Source organism: Acinetobacter sp. YH12233, assembly GCF_013417725.1.
Taxonomy (GTDB): domain Bacteria; phylum Pseudomonadota; class Gammaproteobacteria; order Pseudomonadales; family Moraxellaceae; genus Acinetobacter.
Window position 1 is genome coordinate 1 of sequence record NZ_VPDK01000010.1, and the last position, 19,992, is coordinate 19,992.

Sequence of the window (19,992 nt, forward strand, 5' to 3'; positions counted from 1 at the left end):
GAATGAACTTAATAAATAACCAGTTTTTAATCTATTTTTATTTTGATTGCTAAATTTAATTCGTAGTTAAATTTCAGACATAAAAAAACCACCTGATGCGGTATCTATATAATTAATCATTTTTATCGATGGTCGGAGCAGTAGGATTCGAACCTACGACCCCCTGGTCCCAAACCAGGTGCACTACCAGGCTGTGCTATGCTCCGATGTTCAACTCAAAGAGTTGGGGTGAATGATGGGATTCGAACCCACGACAACCGGAATCACAATCCGGGGCTCTACCAACTGAGCTACATCCACCATTACGGTGTCTTCATTATTTAGACATAAAAAAACCGCTTGACGCGGTATCATTTATCTTAACCACCATGAAGAAGATGGTCGGAGCAGTAGGATTCGAACCTACGACCCCCTGGTCCCAAACCAGGTGCACTACCAGGCTGTGCTATGCTCCGATGTTCAACTCAAAGAGTTGGGGTGAATGATGGGATTCGAACCCACGACAACCGGAATCACAATCCGGGGCTCTACCAACTGAGCTACATCCACCATTGCCTTGGTTCTTAAATATCAAGCCACCAAAAATGGCGCGCCTGACAGGATTCGAACCTGTGACCATCCGCTTAGAAGGCGGATGCTCTATCCAACTGAGCTACAAGCGCTTTACTGATGATTTTCACCATCCGCCTTGAAGAATTGGTCGGAGCAGTAGGATTCGAACCTACGACCCCCTGGTCCCAAACCAGGTGCACTACCAGGCTGTGCTATGCTCCGATTCATCTCAGCTTTCGTATCAAGCTTATCGCTTGGTACGGTGTGCATTCTAGGCGTGACGCCATAAGACGTCAACACCTATATTTAAAAAAAATCAAAAAAACACTTCAAGCGTTTATTTATCAAGCATTTCAGACATTTTTTATACAAAATCTTAGCGTTTCAAGCTGGCACTAAAATCCAGCATACGATCTAAAGGCAGTTTGGCTCGTTGAGCTAATGCGGGGTCAACATGAATCTCCTGATCACGATGTTGTAGAACATGCAAGATTCCATCTAGCTCGTTCATGGCCATCCAAGGACAGTGTGCACATGAACGACAGGTTGCTCCTTCTCCAGCGGTTGGAGCTTCAATCAAAATCTTATCTGGCACAGCCTGCTGCATTTTATAGAAAATACCGCGATCTGTTGCCACGATCAAACGCTGATGTGGCAAGGTTTGAGCTGCCTTGATTAACTGAGAAGTACTTCCGACTGCATCAGCAATTTCTACCACAGACATCGGTGATTCTGGATGGACCAGCACTGCCGCATCTGGATATAAGGCTTTCATATTAGCAATTCCGCGCGAACGAAATTCTTCGTGGACGATACACGCGCCATCCCAAAGCAGCATGTCAGCACCGGTTTTATTCTGGATATAACGCCCTAGATGCTGATCCGGTGCCCAGATAATTTTTCCACCTAAACTATCGAGGTGTTCAATAATCTCAACTGCACAACTTGAAGTCACGACCCAGTCAGCGCGGGCTTTAACCGCAGCCGAAGTATTAGCATACACCACTACAGTATGATCAGGATGCGCATCACAGAATTTGGTAAATTCTTCTACCGGACAACCCAAATCCAGTGAACAGGTCGCTTCAAGAGTTGGCATCAGGACGGTTTTTTCTGGTGAAAGTATTTTTGAAGTTTCACCCATGAACTTAACCCCAGCTACCACCAAGGTCGATGCGGGATGGTCACGTCCAAAACGCGCCATTTCCAATGAATCGGACACACAGCCACCAGTCAGTTCTGCCAGTTCCTGTATTTCAGGATCACAATAATAATGTGCAACTAGTACTGCATTCTGCTTTTCCAATTCGGCTTGAATCTGTGCAAATTTTTCCTGTTTGGCCTGTGCACTGATCTGATGCTCTTTGGGTTCTCCTAAACGATCTAAATGCGCCTGCACAATCGATTTGGCTTCATTGGCTATTAATTTGGTCGCATCATTCATAACAACTCTTACTCTACCCTCATGGTTCATTATTCAACGAACCTTTCACCCTACATCCCGGTCATCTCTAGCAAAATACTTTTTTGACCAGTCATTAAAAATCATAAGATATAAAAAAAGCCCCACAACGGAGGCTTTAGAAACAATCTGAATTATGAACGATAATCAGCATTGATCTTCACATAATCATAGGACAGGTCACAGGTATAGACTGTATCTTTTGCTTCACCACGTCCAAGATCAACACGAATCGTCATTTCAGCTTGTGCCATCACACGTGCACCTGCCTCTTCGGTATAGTCTGCTGCTGCACCACCATCCTTGCAGATTTGTACATCATCTAACCAAACCTGAATTTTTGCAACGTCTAAATTCGCCACACCTGCATAACCGATTGCAGCCAGAATACGCCCCCAGTTTGGATCAGAAGCAAAGATCGCAGTTTTCACCAATGGAGAATGCGCGATACTATAGGCCACGTCACAGCATTCCTGAGTATTGGCGCCACCTTCTACTGCAACTGTGATGAACTTAGTCGCACCTTCACCATCACGCACAATCAGTTGCGCAAGACGTTTCATGGTACGCATTAATACCTCAAGCACAGCTGCATAACGCGGATCTTCAACTGATGAAATTTCTGTTCCACCGGCCTGACCTGTAGCAATGAAAATACAAGAGTCATTGGTAGAGGTATCCCCATCAATGGTAATGCGGTTGAATGACTGATTCACTGTTTCAGATAAAAGCTGTTGAACCAGTTCACGGCTGATTGGTACATCAGTCGCCACATAGCCCAGCATAGTGGCCATATTTGGGCGAATCATGCCGGCGCCTTTGGAAATCCCGGTCATGGTATAGGTGACACCATCCAGCTCGAGCTGTTCAGACGCACCTTTCGGTGTAGTGTCTGTAGTCATGATGCCGGTTGCAGCATCGATCCAGGCATCATCACGCAATGACTCTAATGCAGGCTGTAAACCACTGAGCAGACGCTCCATTGGTAATTGTTCGCCAATCACCCCTGTTGAAAATGGCAATACTTCTTCAGCTTTCACGCCTGCAAGTTCAGCCAGTTTAGCACAAGTGGCTTCAGCATTTGCCATACCTGTAGAACCGGTACCTGCATTAGCATTTCCGGTATTAATCACTAAATAACGTGGATTACCTACCGCCAGATGTGCTTTAGAAACATGCACAGGGGCAGCACAAAAAGCATTCTGGGTAAATACACCTGCAACATTGGAGCCTTCAGCCAGTTCAAATATCACCAGGTCACGTCGGTTCTGATAGCGTACATATGCTTCTGCCGAACCAATTCTCACCCCTTTTACCACATGCATCTGTGGCATAGATACGTCACCAACTGCCATTTTTAAATGTCCAATATTGAAGTTTCAGAAAAATACAGCTTAGTTGATCTTCATTAAAAAATCGAGCCAAAGCCAGATGAACACTCACTTTTCTTATGGTTTTTCACAATAAAAAACCAGTCATAGTGACTGGTTTTATTAAACTGGATCAAACTTAGTTTTTAGCCAGCTGGGTTGATTCACTCAATAAAGCCTGTTTCGCCTGTTGCTGACTTGCCGCAGAAAGCGCAGGGTTAGAAGCAACAATACGGTCTGCATTGGCTGCATTAGCTGCTGCAATCGCTGCAGTCTGCAAAACGATTGGACGGTTTGAATTATTAAAGGTATAGCGAATGCCGGTACGCGGACTTGCAATGGTCACCTGACCATCTGTACCCGTCTGAACCTGAGCCGTAGTTGGACCAATGGCCTGCTGAACTTTAGCAGGTGTCGTTGTTGCTGTTTCAGCAAAACTTAAAGTCGGGATTACCAAAGCAGCAACCATCATCGTTTTTAATACTTTTGTCATTGTTTCTTCCACTTTGCGGTGTTCAATCTGCCATTAAATACCATTTAATCCGGTACAGTGCAAACAGTATTCATCAGCTGAAAAGTCCATATACATAAAAAGATCAGGACCATTTGGTCCTGATCTTTTTATAGTTTAGAAACTTAGCAGAAATTAGATCTTGCCATGACACTGTTTGTATTTCAGACCTGAACCACATGGACAAGGTGCATTACGGCTTGCCGGTGCTTCAAAGACTGGTGCAACAGGATTAGCCTGCGCATTTTGTTCAGTGGTGATTTCATCTTCTTCATCCAGTAATCCATCAAATTCCTGATGAGATAACTGTAAACGCATCGCTTCAGCCTGTGCCTGCTGCTGTGCTTCCATTTCAGCCAGCTCTTCAGGTGTTGGCACATGGATACGTGACAGATCAGTAATGACGTCAGATTTAATCACGCCCAGCATGTTTACAAACAGGTTATAGGCTTCTTTTTTGTATTCCTGCTCTGGGTTTTTCTGTGCATAACCGCGTAAATGAATCCCTTGACGCAGGTAATCCATCGCAGCCAGATGCTCTTTCCAGTGACGGTCCAGAGAGTTCAGCATGAAATGACGTTCAAGTGATGCTGCAGATTCAGCACCCATTTGTTCACGACGTGAACGGTAACGATTTACCACTTCTTCAGTAATTCGCTCAACCAGTGCTTCTTCATCTAAACGACGATCCTGCTCTAACCATTGTGCAACTGGCAGATCAATCGATAAGTCTTCACGTAGTGCAAGTTCCAGACCTTCAATATCCCACTGATCATGAATTGATTCAGGCGGAATATAGTTGGCGATCATGCCCTGCATCACTTCACGGATCATCTCTTCGATATAATCCTGCAATGAGCTTTCAGCCAGAATCTCATCACGCTGACTATAGATGATTTTACGCTGTTCATTATTCACGTCATCGTATTTCAACAGGTTCTTACGAATGTCGAAGTTACGTGCTTCTACTTTACGCTGTGCATTTTCGATTGAGCGTGACACCATTTTGTGTTCAATCGCTTCATCTTCTTTTAAGCCCATTGCACGCATCATGGCAACCACACGGTCACCCGCAAAGATACGCATCAAGTCATCTTCAAGAGACAGGTAGAAACGCGATACACCCGGGTCACCCTGACGGCCCGCACGACCACGCAACTGGTTATCGATACGGCGAGATTCATGACGCTCAGAACCGATAATATGCAAACCACCAGAAGCAAGAACTGCTTCATGATTTGCTTCCCATTCTGCTTTCAGGCGTGCTTCATCTTCAGGGGTTGGGTTTTCAATTTTGGCCAGTAGCGCTTTCCAGTTACCACCCAGCAAAATATCGGTACCACGACCGGCCATGTTAGTTGCAATCGTTACAGCACGCGGTGCACCCGCTTGGGCAATAATATCTGCTTCACGCTCATGCTGTTTGGCATTCAGGACTTCATGTTCAATACCAGCTTCTTTAAGCTTGTCAGAAAGAATTTCCGACGCTTCAATAGTGGCCGTACCAATTAGGATTGGCGCAACACCAGCTTCATGAACACGCTGGATTTCCTGAATAATCGCGTTGTATTTGCCTTCACGATTCAGGTAAATCAAATCGTTCTGGTCATTGCGGATCATTGGACGGTGGGTTGGAATGATTACCACATCCAGACCGTAAATTTCTTTCATTTCCGCAGCTTCAGTATCTGCAGTACCGGTCATACCGGATAATTTTTTATACAGACGGAAATAGTTCTGGAATGTTGTGGTTGCAAGAGTTTGGTTTTCCGGCTGAATTTCCAGACCTTCTTTTGCTTCAACTGCCTGGTGCAAACCTTCAGACCAGCGACGACCTGGCATGGTACGACCGGTATTTTCATCAACAATGATCACTTCACCTTCATGGATGATGTAATGCACGTTACGTTGATATAAATAGTGCGCACGAATCGCAGCAGTCACATGATGCAGCAAATTCAGATTAGAAGCTGAATACAGGCTTTCACCTTCAGCCAGCAAGCCCATTGCAATCAATTCACTTTCAATGGTTTCAAAACCGGTTTCTGTAATTTCTACTGAACGCTGTTTTTCATCAATCCAGAAATGACCGCCATCCGGTACTTTTTCTTCTTTCTGTGCTTTTAATTTCGGCGGAATGTTATTGATTGCTGCATAAAGCTGGGAAGAATCTTCACTTTGACCAGAGATAATCAGTGGTGTACGTGCTTCATCGATCAGGATCGAATCGACCTCATCGATAATGGCATAGGTCAGACCACGCTGTTTTTTCTCAGCCAGCGAGAACACCATGTTGTCACGAAGATAGTCGAAACCGAATTCGTTATTGGTACCGTAAGTGATGTCTGCTTTATAGGCTTCAGATTTTTCTATCGGATTCTGCATGGAATAGATAATCCCGATGCTTAAACCCAAGAATTCGAACAATGGACGGTTTAACTCGGCATCACGTTGTGCCAGATAGTCGTTCACCGTGATGACATGGACACCCTGCCCACTCAATGCATTAAGATAACAGGCCAGCGTCCCCATCAGGGTTTTACCTTCACCGGTACGCATCTCGGCAATCTTGCCTTCATGCAGGGTAATACCACCAATCAACTGTACGTCGTAGTGACGCATTCCCATAACACGTTTTGCAGCTTCACGACAGACTGCGAATGCTTCAGGAAGTAACTTATCTAGGCTTTCACCCTTATTATATCGTTGTTTGAATTCTTCAGTTTTTGCAGATAAGTCTGCATCGCTTAGGGCTGATATCGTCGGCTCGAGCGCATTAATCTTGTCTACGATTTTACGCATGCGTTTGAGTTCGCGCTCATTTTTGGTACCGAAGATTCCTCCGATCAGACTTGCCAACATGAATAGACTCTCTAAATCTTGCTTGTCAAATAAATATGTTCTTAGTCGTTATTATGGTGCTAGAAATTTGAACTACAAGGGTTTTGCCAGAAAACCAATGAAAAAAACTCATCCTTCGTCCTAGCCCTGAGACCTAAGGCAAAGTAATGTAGCAAATTTTACCCATGCAATATAGTTAATTAGACGACTGATTTGTCTGATTCTGAATCGACAGCCTACTTCTTTATTCGGTTTATTCATAAGAAATTCTAAAAACACTATTTTTAATCATAAAAAAATTGGTTCATATTTATTCTCATCGACACATTACAAGATCAATTGAGGCAAGAAAAATGAGTTTACGTTTAGGCGATACCGCACCGAATTTTGAACAGCAATCTAGCGAAGGCTTAATTAACTTTTATGACTTTCTAGGCGATAGTTGGGGCATTTTATTTTCACATCCAGCAGACTACACACCTGTATGTACCACTGAACTGGGCTTTACCGCGAAACTGAAAGACGAGTTTACAAAACGTGGCGTGAAAGCGATTGCGCTTTCTGTTGATGATGTTGAATCGCATCATGGCTGGATCAAAGATATCAATGAAACTCAAGGTACCACCGTTAACTTCCCGATCATTGCTGATCAGGACCGAAAAGTGTCTGAGCTGTATGGTTTCATTCACCCAAATGCCAGCGAAACCCTAACTGTACGTTCTCTGGTAATCATTGATCCAAACAAGAAAGTGCGTCTGATTATTACCTACCCTGCATCAACAGGTCGTAATTTCCATGAAGTATTACGTGTAGTCGACTCTCTGCAATTAACCGACAACCATAAAGTCGCAACCCCGGCTAACTGGCAACATGGCGATGATGTAGTGATTGTACCTTCACTGAAAGATGAGGAAGAAATTAAACAACGCTTCCCTAAAGGTTATAAGGCAGTAACTCCATACCTACGTCTGACACCACAGCCTGAGCGAGGATAAGCGAAGCACTGCTTCGCCCGAGCGCAAGAGCCATAGCTATGCTATGGCTGGTAAGGAATTAAAAGGACTCCTTTTTAATTTTGCGCAAGGCAAGCGTAGCGCGCAGTTTCCATTGTACTGCCCTTGCGCAAGACGAGAAGCTATGCTTCGAGTGACAAAACTGAAAGCACTGCTTTTCAGTTTTGCGCAAGGCAAACGAAGTGCGCAGTATTTGAGCACTGCCTTAATTTGTGGCAAGACAAGCGAAGCGCGTAGTTCAAGTTAAAACGAAGTACTGCTTCGCCCTGAGGAATATATTCCGCAAGAAGACCCACAGCTATGCTGTGGGTGCAAGAGGATAAGCTAAAGGTTGTTCTATCCTTTTTGAATAGTAAAAAACCCCAATCAACTCTCCACCATGAAAATGAAAATCGTCATGCATCAACCATCATTTTCATGCTTAGTTTGATACCCACCGACGAGCCGGGTTTTCGAACTTTTCCCATCAAGCCTGTCTTCGGACAGGCTTTTTTTTGCAAAAGCCGATATGCTGTTGAAGAGAATGATTAAAAAGAGGGTTTAACGCGCAATGAAAAATAATTATGTACTTCTTCTGGTTTCTACGCTTGTTTTATCTGGCTGTACTCCAGCGCTGCCTGAACAGGAACGCCCAATGCATTGGGGACAGGGAGTGCATGAAGAACATAATTTTTATCAGATTAGCGATGAACTTTACCGGAGTGAACAGCCGAGCGATGAACTGACGCCCTTATTAAAACGATATGCCATTAATGTGGTGATCAACCTGCGTTCACGCGATAAAGATACGGATATTTTGTCAAATGAAGACCTCAAGCTTAAACATGTTCCCATTCATACCTGGGCTATGAATCGCGAGGATTTACTGAACGTAATGCAGTTGATTCAACAGGCACGGCAAAATAATGAAAAAATACTTTTACACTGTTATCATGGTTCAGACCGTACCGGTGCCAGTGTGGCCATGTACCGGATTATTTTCCAGAACTGGCGCATTGAAGACGCAGTACGGGAAATGAAGCATGGCGGTTATGGCTTTCATTCCATTTGGCGCAATATTGAAAAATTATTTATCCCTGAAAATGTAAGATGGATTCGCGAGCAACTCACGAATCCATCTACAGAAACTTCGGTTAAGTAAGAGAATTAACGCTTATCTAGCGGCACCCAGTCATTCACCCAGGCTGATTTCATGTTCAGGCTGGCATCAGACGCGATTTTCTTACGCAGTGCATCTGCTGTTTCACGGTCTTTAGATGGACCGACCATGATACGCACACCTTTAGATGTCTGACTCTTGGTGACCTTGTAGCCTTTGGCTCGCAGTTTGGCCGCAATGGCATCAGCATTGGCTTCATTGGCAGCCAATGCCACCTGCACCATCCACTGTTTATCACTTTCACCTTCAAGAAGTTTACGGGCTTTTTCAGCTTCAGCCTTTTTCTTGGCCTCTTCTGCTTTATGTTTCTCTTCAGCTTTGCGCTTTTCTTCTGCCTTACGTTTTTCTTCTGCCTTACGTTTTTCTTCAGCAGCTTTATGCTCAGCTTCTTTTTTCTTTTCAGCCGCTTTGTGCTCTTCCTCGGCCTTACGTTTTGCTTCAGCTGCCTTATGCGCTTCTTCAGCTTTACGTTTCTCTTCTAGCTTACGTTTTTCTTCTGCAGCCTTCTGCTCTGCCTGTTTCTTGGCAGTATCAGCTGAAGTTTGGGCTTTTTGCTGCTCAAGTTTCTGCTGTTCTAACTTTTTTTGTGTAGCAGCCTTGTCTTCAGCCAGACGTTTTTGCTTCGTCTGTTCATCTTCTGCCAGCTCAGGTGGAATATTGTCTGAACTTTGCTGTCCCATACGATGGGCATTCAAAGCAGCATATTCTTCAGCCGCACGACGTGCTGCATCTGCCTCAGCCTGCTGTTGCATGGCTAAAAATTCAGCTGCACGGGCTTCCTGTTCAGCCACTGCTTTTTCGCGGTCACGACGCTGCTGTTCCAGCAGACGTTTTTCTGTTTCCACATCGACTGTTAAAGAACCTAATGAATTGTTGACTGTATCTTTTGATTCTACTTCTGCAGCCAGTGCCGGGTTTTGCTGACGATCCTGATGAATTTCATTTTGGCCTTTCAGGAGTAATGCTGCCAATAAAACACCACCACCTAGTAAAACAACGCCACCCATCCAGCGTTGTTTGTTATTCATTGACATTCTTCCAAATACTCCCATACCGCTTCTAAGGTATGAAATGATCCACATACCAAAATCAGCTGATTATTCTCTGTTTCATCCAGCGCTGATTTAAAAGCTAATTTTACATTGTCAAATTGTTCTATCAATTCACCTTGCAATGCATCAGTCAAAAGTGTGACCTCTACCGCACGTGGCACAGATAATGGTGCAATTTTCCACAAATGAACAGTGTCTTTCAACAACTTGACGACAGAATTTATATCTTTATCTGCCAGCATGGAAAATACACAAATGACTTCTTTATATTTCTTGTTGTAATTTAAATAATTGCGTAATTGTTTTAACAGGAACTCTACCCCATGCGGGTTATGTCCGGCATCAAAAATTACAGTCTTATTCTGAATTTCTCGGACTTCAAAACGCCCCGGCAATTTAGCTGCCTGAACTCCTTCCGCAATCGCTGTCTGGTTGACTTCCAGACCACTTAGCAAGATCGCTGCAACTGCTGTCGAAATATTATCCAGCGCCAGTGAACCTGTTGGCAATTTTAAAGTCATACCTGACGATGCAAAGGCCCAGGTTTTGCCATCTTCAAAGGCTTCATAGAAATAATCACGGTTAACTGCATATAACGGCGCATTGCATTCAGCAGCTTTATCCAGAATGGCTTGCGGAATATCTTGCTGACCACCAAATATCACAGGAATATTCGGACGGATAATGCCAGCTTTTTCAAAAGCAATTTTTTCAATGGTGTCACCGAGCCAATCGGTATGATCTAGCCCAATATTGGTGATGACTGCAACATCCGGATTAACCACATTCACGACATCCAGACGACCGCCCAATCCGACTTCCAGCACCCACACATTACACAGTTCATGTTTAAAAATCACAAATGCAGCAAGTGTGGTTGCTTCAAAGAATGACAGGCTTAAATCGCATTCGCGACGTGCCCGATCGACTTCAACAAAAGCATCAATCAGCAACTGGTCTTCGACTTCAACCCCACGTAATTTCACCCGTTCATTAAAACGATATACATGAGGAGACTGATACAGTCCGACCTTAAAACCTTGAGCATTGAGAATGGCAGCCAGAGTCGTGGTCGTTGAACCTTTACCATTGGTTCCGGCAACCGTCAGGACTTTAGCCTCCGGATTGATCACCCCCAGCTTTTCAGCCACAGGAATAACACGTTCTAGACCTAAATCAATCCCCGTAACGTGAACATGGCTCCAATAATCGAGCCATGTATCAAGTGAATCAGTTGCTAATGGTGCTGTGTTCAAGGCAGGTTCATCAATTTCGTGATAATACGATAAACTGTATCACGTAATGCATGACGGTGAACAATCTGATCGATTACACCATGATCAAGCAAATATTCAGCGCGCTGGAACGGTTCGTCCAGTTTTTCACGTACAGTTTGTTCGATCACACGTTTACCCGCAAAGCCGATCATGGCTTTCGGTTCAGCCAGATGTACATCACCCAGCATGGCTAAAGATGCAGTTACACCGCCGTAGACCGGATGGGTCAATACCACCACATAAGGCAGACCTGCTTCTTTCAAACGCTGAATCGCTGCTGAAGTACGTGCCATTTGCATCAAAGACAGCATGCCTTCCTGCATACGCGCGCCACCAGAAGCTGCAAAACAGATTAGAGGTTGATGTGTTTCAATCGCACGCTCGGCTGCCTGCACAAAGCGGTCACCCACTACAGTGCCCATAGAGCCGCCCATGAAGTCAAACTCAAATGCGGTTGCAATCATTGGCACGCCTTTCAGCAGACCTTGCATTACGATCAGTGCTTCAGTTTCACCCGTTTTCTTTTGTGCTTCCGACATACGCTCAGGATAAGCTTTGCTGTCGACAAATTTCAGTGGATCTTTGGCCGTAAATTCCTGACCCATTTCAGTCTGTACCTGATCAAAGAACCAGTTCAGACGGTCACGTGCTTTCATTTTCAGATGTTCATCGCATTGTGGACAAACATAAGCATTAAATGACATTGCAGTACGTGTCACCAAAGCATGACATTCAGGGCACTCAATGGTTGGCTCTGTGAATGTCGCTTTTAGGGTAGTTTGCTCATCAGGTACATGAATGCCCGGAACAATACGCTCCGTCCATGGGGTCGATGGGCTCAGAATTTTGCCTGATTTCACTTGTTGACTCATACTATAACTCATCGAGCGCTGCTCGAAGCTCCTTGACTTTATTCACCGTCGCAATAACGGCTTGTTCTGGCGCGAGGGTTGCAAACTGTTTTACAAACGCACTTCCCACAATAACTGCATCGGCAGCAACACCCATCGCTTTCGCAGATGCAGCATCACTGATACCAAAACCCACGCCTACAGGAACATCTGTCTCTGCCTTAATTTTCTGAATACGTGCAGCTGCTTCAGATACATCTAATGTTGCAGCACCCGTCACACCTTTCAACGACACATAGTAAATAAAGCCACTGGCCTGTTTCACTACATGCTGAATACGCTCATCAGTTGAGGTCGGAGCCAACAGGAAAATCTGATCCATTTCATATTTTTCCAGCACCTGCCCCAAATCTTGAGCTTCTTCAGGAGGAAGATCGACCAGAAGCACGCCGTCGACACCGCATTCATAGGCATAAGCCACAAACTTTTCATAGCCAATGACTTCAACCGGATTGAGATAACCCATGAGCACTACTGGTGTTTCGCGGTCTTTCAAGCGAAATTCTTTCACCATGTGCAGGGCATCCAAGGTATTAGTGCCACCGGCCAGCGCGCGTTCAGCGGCCAGAGCAATCACCGGACCATCTGCCATTGGATCTGAGAAAGGAAGACCCAGTTCAATCACGTCGACGCCAGCGTCCACCATCTGGTGCAGCAAAGGTACGGTTACCTCTGGATGCGGGTCACCAGCCATAACATAAGAAACTAAAGCTTTACGCTGTTGAGATTTAAGTTGTCCAAATCGTGTGGCTAAACGTGACATAGGGCTGAGCTTTCCTTAAGGTGTTTCAAACTTGAGACATTGACTATGTAGAAATACAAGACATCGCATTGTAACGCTATTTTTTGTACATTGAACAGTGTGCAACATCGACCTCTGGCATTTCATTTCCTGTGCGAGGATTTCAGAACAACCCGAAGGGATCTATTTACGATTATTTTGATTTTTTTCTCAATGATCAAAGATGCCTAATTTTGGCATTCCCTAAAATGTTGAATATTTAGATAAACTTATTTTTATCATGGAAAAATTAATAAAAATGCAGATGTTAGCGCATTCATTTAAAGTTTTCTGAAATTGCAAAACCTGTTTTATACTAGCCCCATTCTCTTATTTTTTTATCTCCTATGCAGACTGACTCTGAAGGTACAGTGCAGGCACGCGCCATTGCACTGTTGCCGCTTATTGTATTTTTAACCATCTTTTTAGGTAGCGGGATCTATCATTCTCTGATCGGAACTGAATTTGCGTTTTATCAGATTAAAGCACCTGTTGCCGCCCTGCCCGCGATTATCTTGGCTGCATTAGTGTATCGCGGCAAACTCAACCAGGGTATTGAAGAATTTCTGAAAGGTGCCAGCCATCCCAACCTGATTCTGATGTTCATGGTGTTTATGCTAGCCGGTGCTTTTGCTAGTGTTAGCAGTGCGATTGGCAGTGTTGATGCTACTGTACAAATGGGCCTGTCCGTTATTCCTCCGAGTTTTGTCTTACCGATGCTGTTTGTGATTTCGGCATTTATTGCGACGGCGATGGGTACCTCTATGGGAACCATTGCCGCCTGTGCACCCATTGCCTTTGGCTTTGCACAAGTGACCGAGATTCCGGTGGTTTATGCGATCGGCGCCGTGGTCGGTGGGGCAATGTTCGGTGATAACCTGTCCATGATTTCGGATACTACCATTGCTGCAACCAGCAGCCAGAAAGTGCAGTTACGTGACAAATTCAGCGTCAATGTCTGGATTGCTGTACCGGCTTCCATTGTTACGATTTTGATCTATATCTTCAATGCTGGCAGTTCTAGTCCAGTGGAATACAAGGATTTTAACTGGATCCTGGTCCTGCCTTATATTGCAGTCTTTTTACTGGCTTTTAGCCGTCTGCATGTTCTAGCGGTTTTAACCATCGGTGTCGTGTTATCGGGTTTATTCGGGCTATTTGCTACGCCAGATTTCAATATTCTCAAGCTGAACACTTCCATTTATGACGGCTTTGTCGGCATGTTTGAAGTGGCATTATTATCCATGTTCCTGGGTGGCCTGTCTGCGATCATGCAACGTGAAGGTGGTTTACGCTGGCTGATCGAACGCATCTACGCGCTGACTCGCTTATTTAAAGTAGGCCGTCAGCGTGCCGGTGAAATTGGAATCAGCTTTCTGGTGGTATTTTCCAATCTGTTTGTAGCAAATAACACTGTCGCGATTATTCTGGCTGGTGATATGGCCCGTGAAGTGGCGAAAGAATATGGGGTTGATCCGAAACGTGCCGCCGCCCTGATGGATATTTTCTCCTGTGTGGTACAGGGGCTGATCCCTTATGGCGCACAATTATTACTGGCCTGTTCGATTGCCAAACTTTCTCCAGTCGAGCTAATCGGGGGCGTGTATTATTGCTGGATTCTGGCAATCTTTGCAGTGATCGCGATTGCTTTCCGATACCCTAAATTAAAAACAGCTTAAATTAAGTCATGAGATAAAGCGGCCAATGATGGCCGTTTTTTTATGCCTGATCCTGTTTTAATTGTTTTCTATATTGCAATAAAGTCCGGCTTGTTGCTGCCTTATAAGCTCGGGCCAAAGCTGACTGGTCAGAATAGTCTAGTTGTTGGGCGATTTCGGTCAGGGTTAGGGGCTGATGCAATAAGCTTTCACAGCGCTTGATCCTTTCCTGCTCCAACAGTTTTTTAAAAGAACTACCCTGTTCATTTAGTTGACGTTGCAAAGTTCGAGTCGATACAAAAAGTTGCTCAGCCAGCTGTTCAATTTTAATGGCCTGCTGTCTACTTCTCAGATGCTCTGCGACCACCTTTTGGGCCTGAGTTAAAATACTTTCTACAGGCGGTTTGGCCGCAATCGCTTCTTCAGCCTGACGAATCAATAACTGTAATAGCATGGGATCGGCCTGTTCCGATTTCAGGTTTAATCCCTGTATATCCAGTTCAAAGCCATAATCCTGCTGTGAAAACTGCACTTCCGCAGCATAGAATTTCTGATAATGAATTCGGGCAATTTCAGGAGTATGGGCAAAACGCACCCGACGCAAGAGCAAAGGATGATCCTGCAAAATAAAACGCCCCAATTGCACCATGGCTGCGATGGTCAGCTCATTCAGCAGGTTATAACGCTCATCCTGATAGATCCAATATAACTCAATACTCTGCGTATACTGTCTTAGTTGCAATGGGACAAATTCGCTCCCATCAATGACCAGTCGCTGAAAACGCATGATGTAGCTGATGATCTCAGGAATACTGCTGCTTTTGGAGACCATATAGCCCAGCACACCAAAATGTTCTGGCCGAATGCACTGCACAATTTCAAAAATTAACAGTGGACACGCTAGCTGTTTTTGGGTTCTTAACAGGATGCTATTGAGAAAATCCAGCGGAACTTGTGCATCAAAAGGCTGATCAATCAGTCCAATGAGCTGAGGTCGTAGATCTGCAAGAAACTTTGCGGTTAAAGGTTCTATATTTAAGCTACGTAAATAGGTGGCCCATAGCTGGATATAGCCATTGGAGATTTTGATGTCCTGCATGAGCGCGTCCCTGTCTCCGCTGCGAATGTATATTTTATTTTTCTCTGGCGTAAAATGTATAAAAATTGGCCATATCTGTCAAAACAATTTGTGCAATTCTGAACATACTGTCAGCATCTTCAGAAAAAGAATGAAAGCAGATGAACGCACCTTTAAAATCTTCCGTACAGCCTGTGGTACGCAGTAATCTTGATTTTAAGCTGAGTGAAATTCCGCGTTACTGGTTTGGTGGCGATCCATTCCTGACCCGTATGTTTGATGCACTGAGTCTGACCTTTCCAGATGGTGAACGTTATTTCATTCAGAGTGTGCGTCTGTTCCGCGACCAGATCAAAGATCCAGATCTACAAAAACGGGTAGCGGATTTTATCCGTCAAGAAGCCCAGCATGGCATTGCCCATGACAAGATGAATAACATGATGCGGGAACAAGGCATGCCGGTCGATCAGTTTATTCAGCGTCTGAACTACATGATGAACTATGATCTGAAGAACCGTTCGCCTGAGTACAATATTGCAGTCACTGCAGCCGCGGAACATTTGACCGCGCTCATGGCTGAAACTTTTTATGGGCAAAAAGATACTTTAAGAAATGCCCATCCTTTTGTCCGTGCCATGTTTGCCTGGCATGCGATTGAGGAAATGGAACATCGTGATGTTGCTTTTGATGTGATGAAAGATGTGGCAAAAACGCCAGAATGGCTGCGTCAATATACTTTGCTCATTACGACTTTGCTGATGTTTGGTTTTACCATTTACCGTGCCAATGTCATGCTTAAACATGATGGCTTTAGTCCGCTGCAACGCTTGCAAATGAATATCCGGGGCTTACCTTGGTTCTTTGGCAAAAAAGGGACTCTGACTCGTATGGGTAAACAGTATCGTGACTGGTTTAAAAAGGATTTCCATCCATCCCAGCACCCAGTGATTGCTCAATATGAGGTTTGGGTAAAAACGCTGGCAGAAACCGGCGACCCGATTCAGGCAGGAGAAGCCTTCTGGCAAGCTGCAGAAGATTAAACCTAGAAATCAAAAGCCTTCGAGATTGAAGGCTTTTTTAGATTTAGAAGTTAGAAAAATGAATTACCACTTGGCATAGTGCTGTTCTAAAAGTCCATATTCATTAACCAGTGCAATATCTTGGCCATCCTGCCGGATAGTTCCTGATACTTTTGCCTGCCACTGGCTAAACTGACTGCCCACCAGACGCAGATTCAGATTTTCATAACGGCGCCAGCCTGTGTGTACATTCAGGTTCAAACAGCCATCTAATGACTGGATGTTCCAGCGTTCGTCAGATTCCTGCTGAAACAATACATCCGCCACAGGATAAATTTTGCCATTTACCCACAAACAGTTTTCATTGCCAAAGCTTTCATTGACGCCGGAAGCGAGATTGATCCCGATACGGTTACGATTGGTATCCCAGAAATTACAAGATAGCCAGAACCAGGCAGTTTCAGGACGCAAAAAGCCGCAGGTATCATCCAGAGAGGCGAAGGTGCGCTCATTAAACTGGATGGTTTCACCTTGCTTATTTACGAAATAACCTTCACAACCCAAAGTGGTCAATTTCTGGGTATAGGTCCAGCCATTAATTCCGGTCGGACTGCACATACTCAGCGGATCTGTACCTGCACAGAAAATTCGGGCACTAAGCTTGATTTCACCATATTTGGTCACATGGATATAACGCACCCCATTGGCATGCTGTATATCAATCTGAAAGGGAGACTTATGAAAATAACTATGATTAAACAATGGCTGTTCATCTAGCACCGTATTGCGCGAGAAGAAATTAATCGCATTCCATTCCTGCACTTCGTTGGTGCTATGGTTATAGATGTAGAAAAAACTGTGTCCAGCCCAAGCGATATCCGCAATTGCAAGGCCAATCGTATAATGCTCGTGTTGAATACTACAGAATTTAAATTTTTTATATTTTAGTTGTTTACGCCAGCCAGTCAGTACATCACCATAAGGATTTTTGTACTGATACGCATTGTAGTCAATACTTTTTGGAATTTCCTTGAAACGTCCGTAACGTGGTTGTCCATTTTCCTGAATTAAATCCATTAAGACATTCCATCTCAATCAAAAACTATTTTTGCTTGAAGCTATTATGCCGATTATTGAGATTTGATAAAGAATTTTTTAAAACCGTTCGTCAGCTCTTCCGGCCAATTCTGCTTAAAATAACTATTTTAATTTTCTGAATGAGAAACTGATTTTTTGCTGTTTTATCCAGAACTTGAATAGTTTTTATCCCATTTTTAGCCAGATTGCTTCTTGCTCTTCATCTTTAAAAATTTTCTTATCTATAAAAATAAAAAAATCGTACTGAATAGCTTCAATACGATTTTTCTTAATCCACCCTACCCTCCTTTTAGAAAGGAGGGTTTTCTCTCTCTTTGAAAAGAGGGGCTGGGGGAGATTTTACATCTCAACCATTTCCACGCCATCAATACGGGCAACGGTCATCAAGTCTTTATCACCACGACCAGAAACGGTCGCAATAATGATTTGATCCTTGTCCATGGTTGGTGCAAGTTTAGTGACATAAGCCATCGCATGTGAACTTTCAAGCGCAGGAATAATCCCTTCGATCTTGGTCAGGTCACGGAAGCCTTGTAACGCTTCCTGGTCATTGATTGGCACGTAGTCCACACGTTCCATATCTTTCAGGAAGCTGTGTTCCGGACCTACGCCTGGATAATCCAGACCAGCAGAAATTGAATGCGTTTCAATGATCTGGCCTTCTTTATCAGACATCAGGTAAGTACGGTTACCATGCAGTACACCGACGTGACCCGCATTCAATGGTGCAGAGTGCTTGCCAGTTTCAATCCCTAAACCTGCGGCTTCAACACCATACATTTTCACATCCTGATCGTTCAGGAATGGATAGAACAAGCCCATCGCATTTGAACCACCACCGACACAAGCGACTAACGCATCTGGAAGGCGACCTGCCTGTTCCTGAATCTGACGGCGTGCTTCACGGCCAATGATGGACTGGAAGTCACGAACCAATTGTGGATATGGATGTGGACCTGCCACGGTACCAATCACATAATAAGTTGAGTCAACATTGGTGACCCAGTCACGCATTGCCTCGTTCATGGCATCTTTTAATGTTTTAGAGCCACTTTCTACAGGGACAACTGTTGCACCCAGCAGACGCATACGGTAAACGTTCATCGCCTGACGTTTCACGTCTTCAGCACCCATGAACACCACACATTCAAGACCTAAACGTGCTGCGATGGTTGCCGTTGCTACACCATGCTGACCGGCACCAGTTTCTGCAATAATGCGTTTTTTGCCTGAAAGTTTAGCCAGTAAAGCCTGACCAATTGTGTTATTTACTTTATGTGAGCCAGTGTGGTTCAGATCTTCACGTTTCAAGTAAATTTGCGCACCACCCAACTCTTTTGACCATCGCTCAGCATGATATAAAGGACTAGGACGACCTACGTAGTAGGCTAGATCACGGTCGAATTCTGCCAGAAACTGTTCATCATCTTTCATGCGGAAATAAAGCTTTTCCAGATCTTGTAAAGCCGCCATCAGAGTTTCTGACACAAAACGCCCGCCATGGATACCGAAATGTCCACGCTCATCCGGGAATTGGGTATAGTCAATCACGGGCTTGTTGTGATTAGTACTTTGCTGATCCACGATGGACTCCTTGCATAAAGCGTTCTATGAGTTGTTGGTCTTTTATACCTTTTGCGGATTCGACACCACCACTAACATCAACAGCATAAGCCTGCGTGGTGTGAATTGCCTGCTCGATATTGTCCGGGTTTAAGCCCCCAGCCAAGATCAAGGGAATATCTAATTGAGGAAAGGTGCTCCAGTCAAAGCTGTGGCCGGTACCACCTTTTAAATCAGGATGCCATGCGTCTAACAGTACTGCGCTGGCCCCTGCTGTCTGATAACGTTGAATCTCAGCGACTACGTCCAGATCAGGTTTGACCTGAATCGCTTTATACCAGCGACGCCCAACCTGCTTTGCGATAACCTGACATTGTTCAGGGCTTTCATCACCATGAAACTGCAGAATATCCAGCGGAACAGTTTTTAAAATATCCTGGATGTCATCTGCCGTACTATTAACAAATAAGCCCACCACTTGAATATAAGCTGGCACTGCTTTGACCAGCACTTCAGCCTGTGCCTGAGTCACGCTACGTGGGCTCGGTGAATAGAACACGAATCCAATGGCATCACAGCCGGCATCAGCAACAGCTTGGACATCTTCAACTCGGGTGATTCCACAGATTTTGGCACGGGTTCGCATA

Annotated in this window: 16 protein-coding genes and 6 tRNA genes; 4 read left to right on the forward strand and 18 right to left on the reverse strand. The window is 44.5% G+C overall.

What is annotated here, in order from left to right; genetic code table 11:
* Window positions 1–129: 129 nt before the first annotated feature.
* The 10 genes from FTV12_RS06225 to secA all read right to left on the reverse strand — a co-directional run bounded on the left by FTV12_RS06225 (window position 130) and on the right by secA (window position 6,757).
* Window positions 130–206, reverse strand: a tRNA-Pro gene (locus FTV12_RS06225).
* A gap of 18 nt (window positions 207–224) precedes the next feature.
* Window positions 225–300: transfer RNA gene (locus tag FTV12_RS06230), tRNA-His, on the reverse strand.
* 78 nt (window positions 301–378) lie between these two features.
* Window positions 379–455: transfer RNA gene (locus tag FTV12_RS06235), tRNA-Pro, on the reverse strand.
* Window positions 456–473: 18 nt separating this feature from the next.
* Window positions 474–549, reverse strand: a tRNA-His gene (locus FTV12_RS06240).
* A gap of 36 nt (window positions 550–585) precedes the next feature.
* Window positions 586–662 (reverse strand) — tRNA-Arg (locus FTV12_RS06245).
* Between the two features lie 35 nt (window positions 663–697).
* Window positions 698–774: transfer RNA gene (locus FTV12_RS06250), tRNA-Pro, on the reverse strand.
* A gap of 154 nt (window positions 775–928) precedes the next feature.
* Entirely contained in the window at window positions 929–1,996 is a 1,068-nt protein-coding gene (gene nadA, locus FTV12_RS06255; protein WP_180033767.1) for a quinolinate synthase NadA, read from the reverse strand.
* Between the two features lie 152 nt (window positions 1,997–2,148).
* Window positions 2,149–3,369, reverse strand: a complete 1,221-nt coding sequence (argJ, locus tag FTV12_RS06260) for a bifunctional glutamate N-acetyltransferase/amino-acid acetyltransferase ArgJ (RefSeq protein ID WP_180033768.1) — start codon at window positions 3,367–3,369, stop codon at window positions 2,149–2,151.
* Between the two features lie 154 nt (window positions 3,370–3,523).
* Window positions 3,524–3,877, reverse strand: a complete 354-nt coding sequence (locus tag FTV12_RS06265) for a hypothetical protein (RefSeq protein ID WP_159124164.1) — start codon at window positions 3,875–3,877, stop codon at window positions 3,524–3,526.
* 153 nt (window positions 3,878–4,030) lie between these two features.
* Window positions 4,031–6,757, reverse strand: coding sequence for a preprotein translocase subunit SecA (secA, locus tag FTV12_RS06270; RefSeq protein WP_180033769.1), 2,727 nt, complete (start codon window positions 6,755–6,757; stop codon window positions 4,031–4,033).
* A 332-nt stretch (window positions 6,758–7,089) separates the two neighbouring features.
* On the opposite strand from secA, the gene FTV12_RS06275 reads away from it, so the two are divergent.
* Entirely contained in the window at window positions 7,090–7,731 is a 642-nt protein-coding gene (locus FTV12_RS06275) for a peroxiredoxin (RefSeq protein WP_104426585.1), read from the forward strand.
* A 568-nt stretch (window positions 7,732–8,299) separates the two neighbouring features.
* Window positions 8,300–8,890, forward strand: a complete 591-nt coding sequence (locus tag FTV12_RS06280; protein WP_180033770.1) for a dual specificity protein phosphatase family protein — start codon at window positions 8,300–8,302, stop codon at window positions 8,888–8,890.
* A 5-nt stretch (window positions 8,891–8,895) separates the two neighbouring features.
* Here FTV12_RS06280 and FTV12_RS06285 read toward each other — a convergent pair whose 3' ends face one another.
* The 4 genes from FTV12_RS06285 to trpA are packed head-to-tail and all read right to left on the reverse strand — an operon-like array spanning window position 8,896 to window position 12,911.
* Window positions 8,896–9,942 (reverse strand): SPOR domain-containing protein, encoded by a 1,047-nt coding sequence (locus FTV12_RS06285; RefSeq protein ID WP_373684505.1) that lies wholly within the window; start codon window positions 9,940–9,942, stop codon window positions 8,896–8,898.
* Window positions 9,933–11,216 (reverse strand): bifunctional tetrahydrofolate synthase/dihydrofolate synthase, encoded by a 1,284-nt coding sequence (gene folC / locus FTV12_RS06290; protein WP_180033771.1) that lies wholly within the window; start codon window positions 11,214–11,216, stop codon window positions 9,933–9,935. Before folC ends, FTV12_RS06285 begins: the two co-directional genes overlap by 10 nt.
* Window positions 11,213–12,109, reverse strand: a complete 897-nt coding sequence (gene accD / locus FTV12_RS06295) for an acetyl-CoA carboxylase, carboxyltransferase subunit beta (RefSeq protein WP_034169942.1) — start codon at window positions 12,107–12,109, stop codon at window positions 11,213–11,215. Before accD ends, folC begins: the two co-directional genes overlap by 4 nt.
* Window position 12,110: 1 nt before the next feature.
* On the reverse strand, window positions 12,111–12,911 hold the full coding sequence (trpA, locus tag FTV12_RS06300; protein ID WP_004782187.1) for a tryptophan synthase subunit alpha: 801 nt from the start codon (window positions 12,909–12,911) through the stop codon (window positions 12,111–12,113).
* A 365-nt stretch (window positions 12,912–13,276) separates the two neighbouring features.
* Between trpA and FTV12_RS06305 the strand changes: the two genes are divergently transcribed.
* On the forward strand, window positions 13,277–14,608 hold the full coding sequence (locus tag FTV12_RS06305) for a Na+/H+ antiporter NhaC family protein (RefSeq protein WP_179993250.1): 1,332 nt from the start codon (window positions 13,277–13,279) through the stop codon (window positions 14,606–14,608).
* A gap of 40 nt (window positions 14,609–14,648) precedes the next feature.
* Here the strand turns inward: FTV12_RS06305 and FTV12_RS06310 are convergent, their stop codons facing one another.
* A complete protein-coding gene (locus FTV12_RS06310; RefSeq protein WP_180033772.1) occupies window positions 14,649–15,686 on the reverse strand; it encodes an AraC family transcriptional regulator in 1,038 nt (345 codons plus the stop codon).
* A gap of 140 nt (window positions 15,687–15,826) precedes the next feature.
* Here FTV12_RS06310 and FTV12_RS06315 point away from each other — a divergent pair, with 140 nt between their 5' ends.
* The gene (locus tag FTV12_RS06315; protein ID WP_180033773.1) at window positions 15,827–16,705 is read left to right on the forward strand and encodes a metal-dependent hydrolase; all 879 of its coding nucleotides are present in this window, start codon (window positions 15,827–15,829) and stop codon (window positions 16,703–16,705) included.
* 63 nt (window positions 16,706–16,768) lie between these two features.
* Here FTV12_RS06315 and FTV12_RS06320 read toward each other — a convergent pair whose 3' ends face one another.
* From FTV12_RS06320 to FTV12_RS06330, 3 genes are all read right to left on the reverse strand, one after another.
* A complete protein-coding gene (locus FTV12_RS06320; RefSeq protein ID WP_180033774.1) occupies window positions 16,769–17,761 on the reverse strand; it encodes a DUF2804 domain-containing protein in 993 nt (330 codons plus the stop codon).
* A 360-nt stretch (window positions 17,762–18,121) separates the two neighbouring features.
* Window positions 18,122–19,366 carry a tryptophan synthase subunit beta gene (gene trpB, locus FTV12_RS06325; protein ID WP_180033775.1) on the reverse strand — a complete coding sequence of 415 codons (1,245 nt, stop codon included), beginning with the start codon at window positions 19,364–19,366 and terminating at the stop codon, window positions 18,122–18,124.
* Window positions 19,347–19,991, reverse strand: a complete 645-nt coding sequence (locus tag FTV12_RS06330) for a phosphoribosylanthranilate isomerase (protein WP_166139520.1) — start codon at window positions 19,989–19,991, stop codon at window positions 19,347–19,349. Before FTV12_RS06330 ends, trpB begins: the two co-directional genes overlap by 20 nt.
* Window position 19,992 lies beyond the last annotated feature (1 nt).

Excerpts from the sequence above, each read along its gene's own strand:
- trpA (WP_004782187.1), bottom strand. The coding sequence starts at position 12,911 with ATGTCACGTTTAGCCACACGATTTGGACAACTTAAATCTCAACAGCGT.
- FTV12_RS06315 (WP_180033773.1), top strand. The coding sequence starts at position 15,827 with ATGAACGCACCTTTAAAATCTTCCGTACAGCCTGTGGTACGCAGTAAT.
- FTV12_RS06330 (WP_166139520.1), bottom strand. The coding sequence starts at position 19,991 with ATGCGAACCCGTGCCAAAATCTGTGGAATCACCCGAGTTGAAGATGTC.
- argJ (WP_180033768.1), bottom strand. The coding sequence starts at position 3,369 with ATGGCAGTTGGTGACGTATCTATGCCACAGATGCATGTGGTAAAAGGG.
- secA (WP_180033769.1), bottom strand. The coding sequence starts at position 6,757 with ATGTTGGCAAGTCTGATCGGAGGAATCTTCGGTACCAAAAATGAGCGC.
- FTV12_RS06320 (WP_180033774.1), bottom strand. The coding sequence starts at position 17,761 with ATGGATTTAATTCAGGAAAATGGACAACCACGTTACGGACGTTTCAAG.
- FTV12_RS06280 (WP_180033770.1), top strand. The coding sequence starts at position 8,300 with ATGAAAAATAATTATGTACTTCTTCTGGTTTCTACGCTTGTTTTATCT.
- nadA (WP_180033767.1), bottom strand. The coding sequence starts at position 1,996 with ATGAATGATGCGACCAAATTAATAGCCAATGAAGCCAAATCGATTGTG.
- FTV12_RS06310 (WP_180033772.1), bottom strand. The coding sequence starts at position 15,686 with ATGCAGGACATCAAAATCTCCAATGGCTATATCCAGCTATGGGCCACC.
- FTV12_RS06265 (WP_159124164.1), bottom strand. The coding sequence starts at position 3,877 with ATGACAAAAGTATTAAAAACGATGATGGTTGCTGCTTTGGTAATCCCG.
- FTV12_RS06275 (WP_104426585.1), top strand. The coding sequence starts at position 7,090 with ATGAGTTTACGTTTAGGCGATACCGCACCGAATTTTGAACAGCAATCT.
- accD (WP_034169942.1), bottom strand. The coding sequence starts at position 12,109 with ATGAGTCAACAAGTGAAATCAGGCAAAATTCTGAGCCCATCGACCCCA.
- FTV12_RS06285 (WP_373684505.1), bottom strand. The coding sequence starts at position 9,942 with ATGTCAATGAATAACAAACAACGCTGGATGGGTGGCGTTGTTTTACTA.
- FTV12_RS06305 (WP_179993250.1), top strand. The coding sequence starts at position 13,277 with ATGCAGACTGACTCTGAAGGTACAGTGCAGGCACGCGCCATTGCACTG.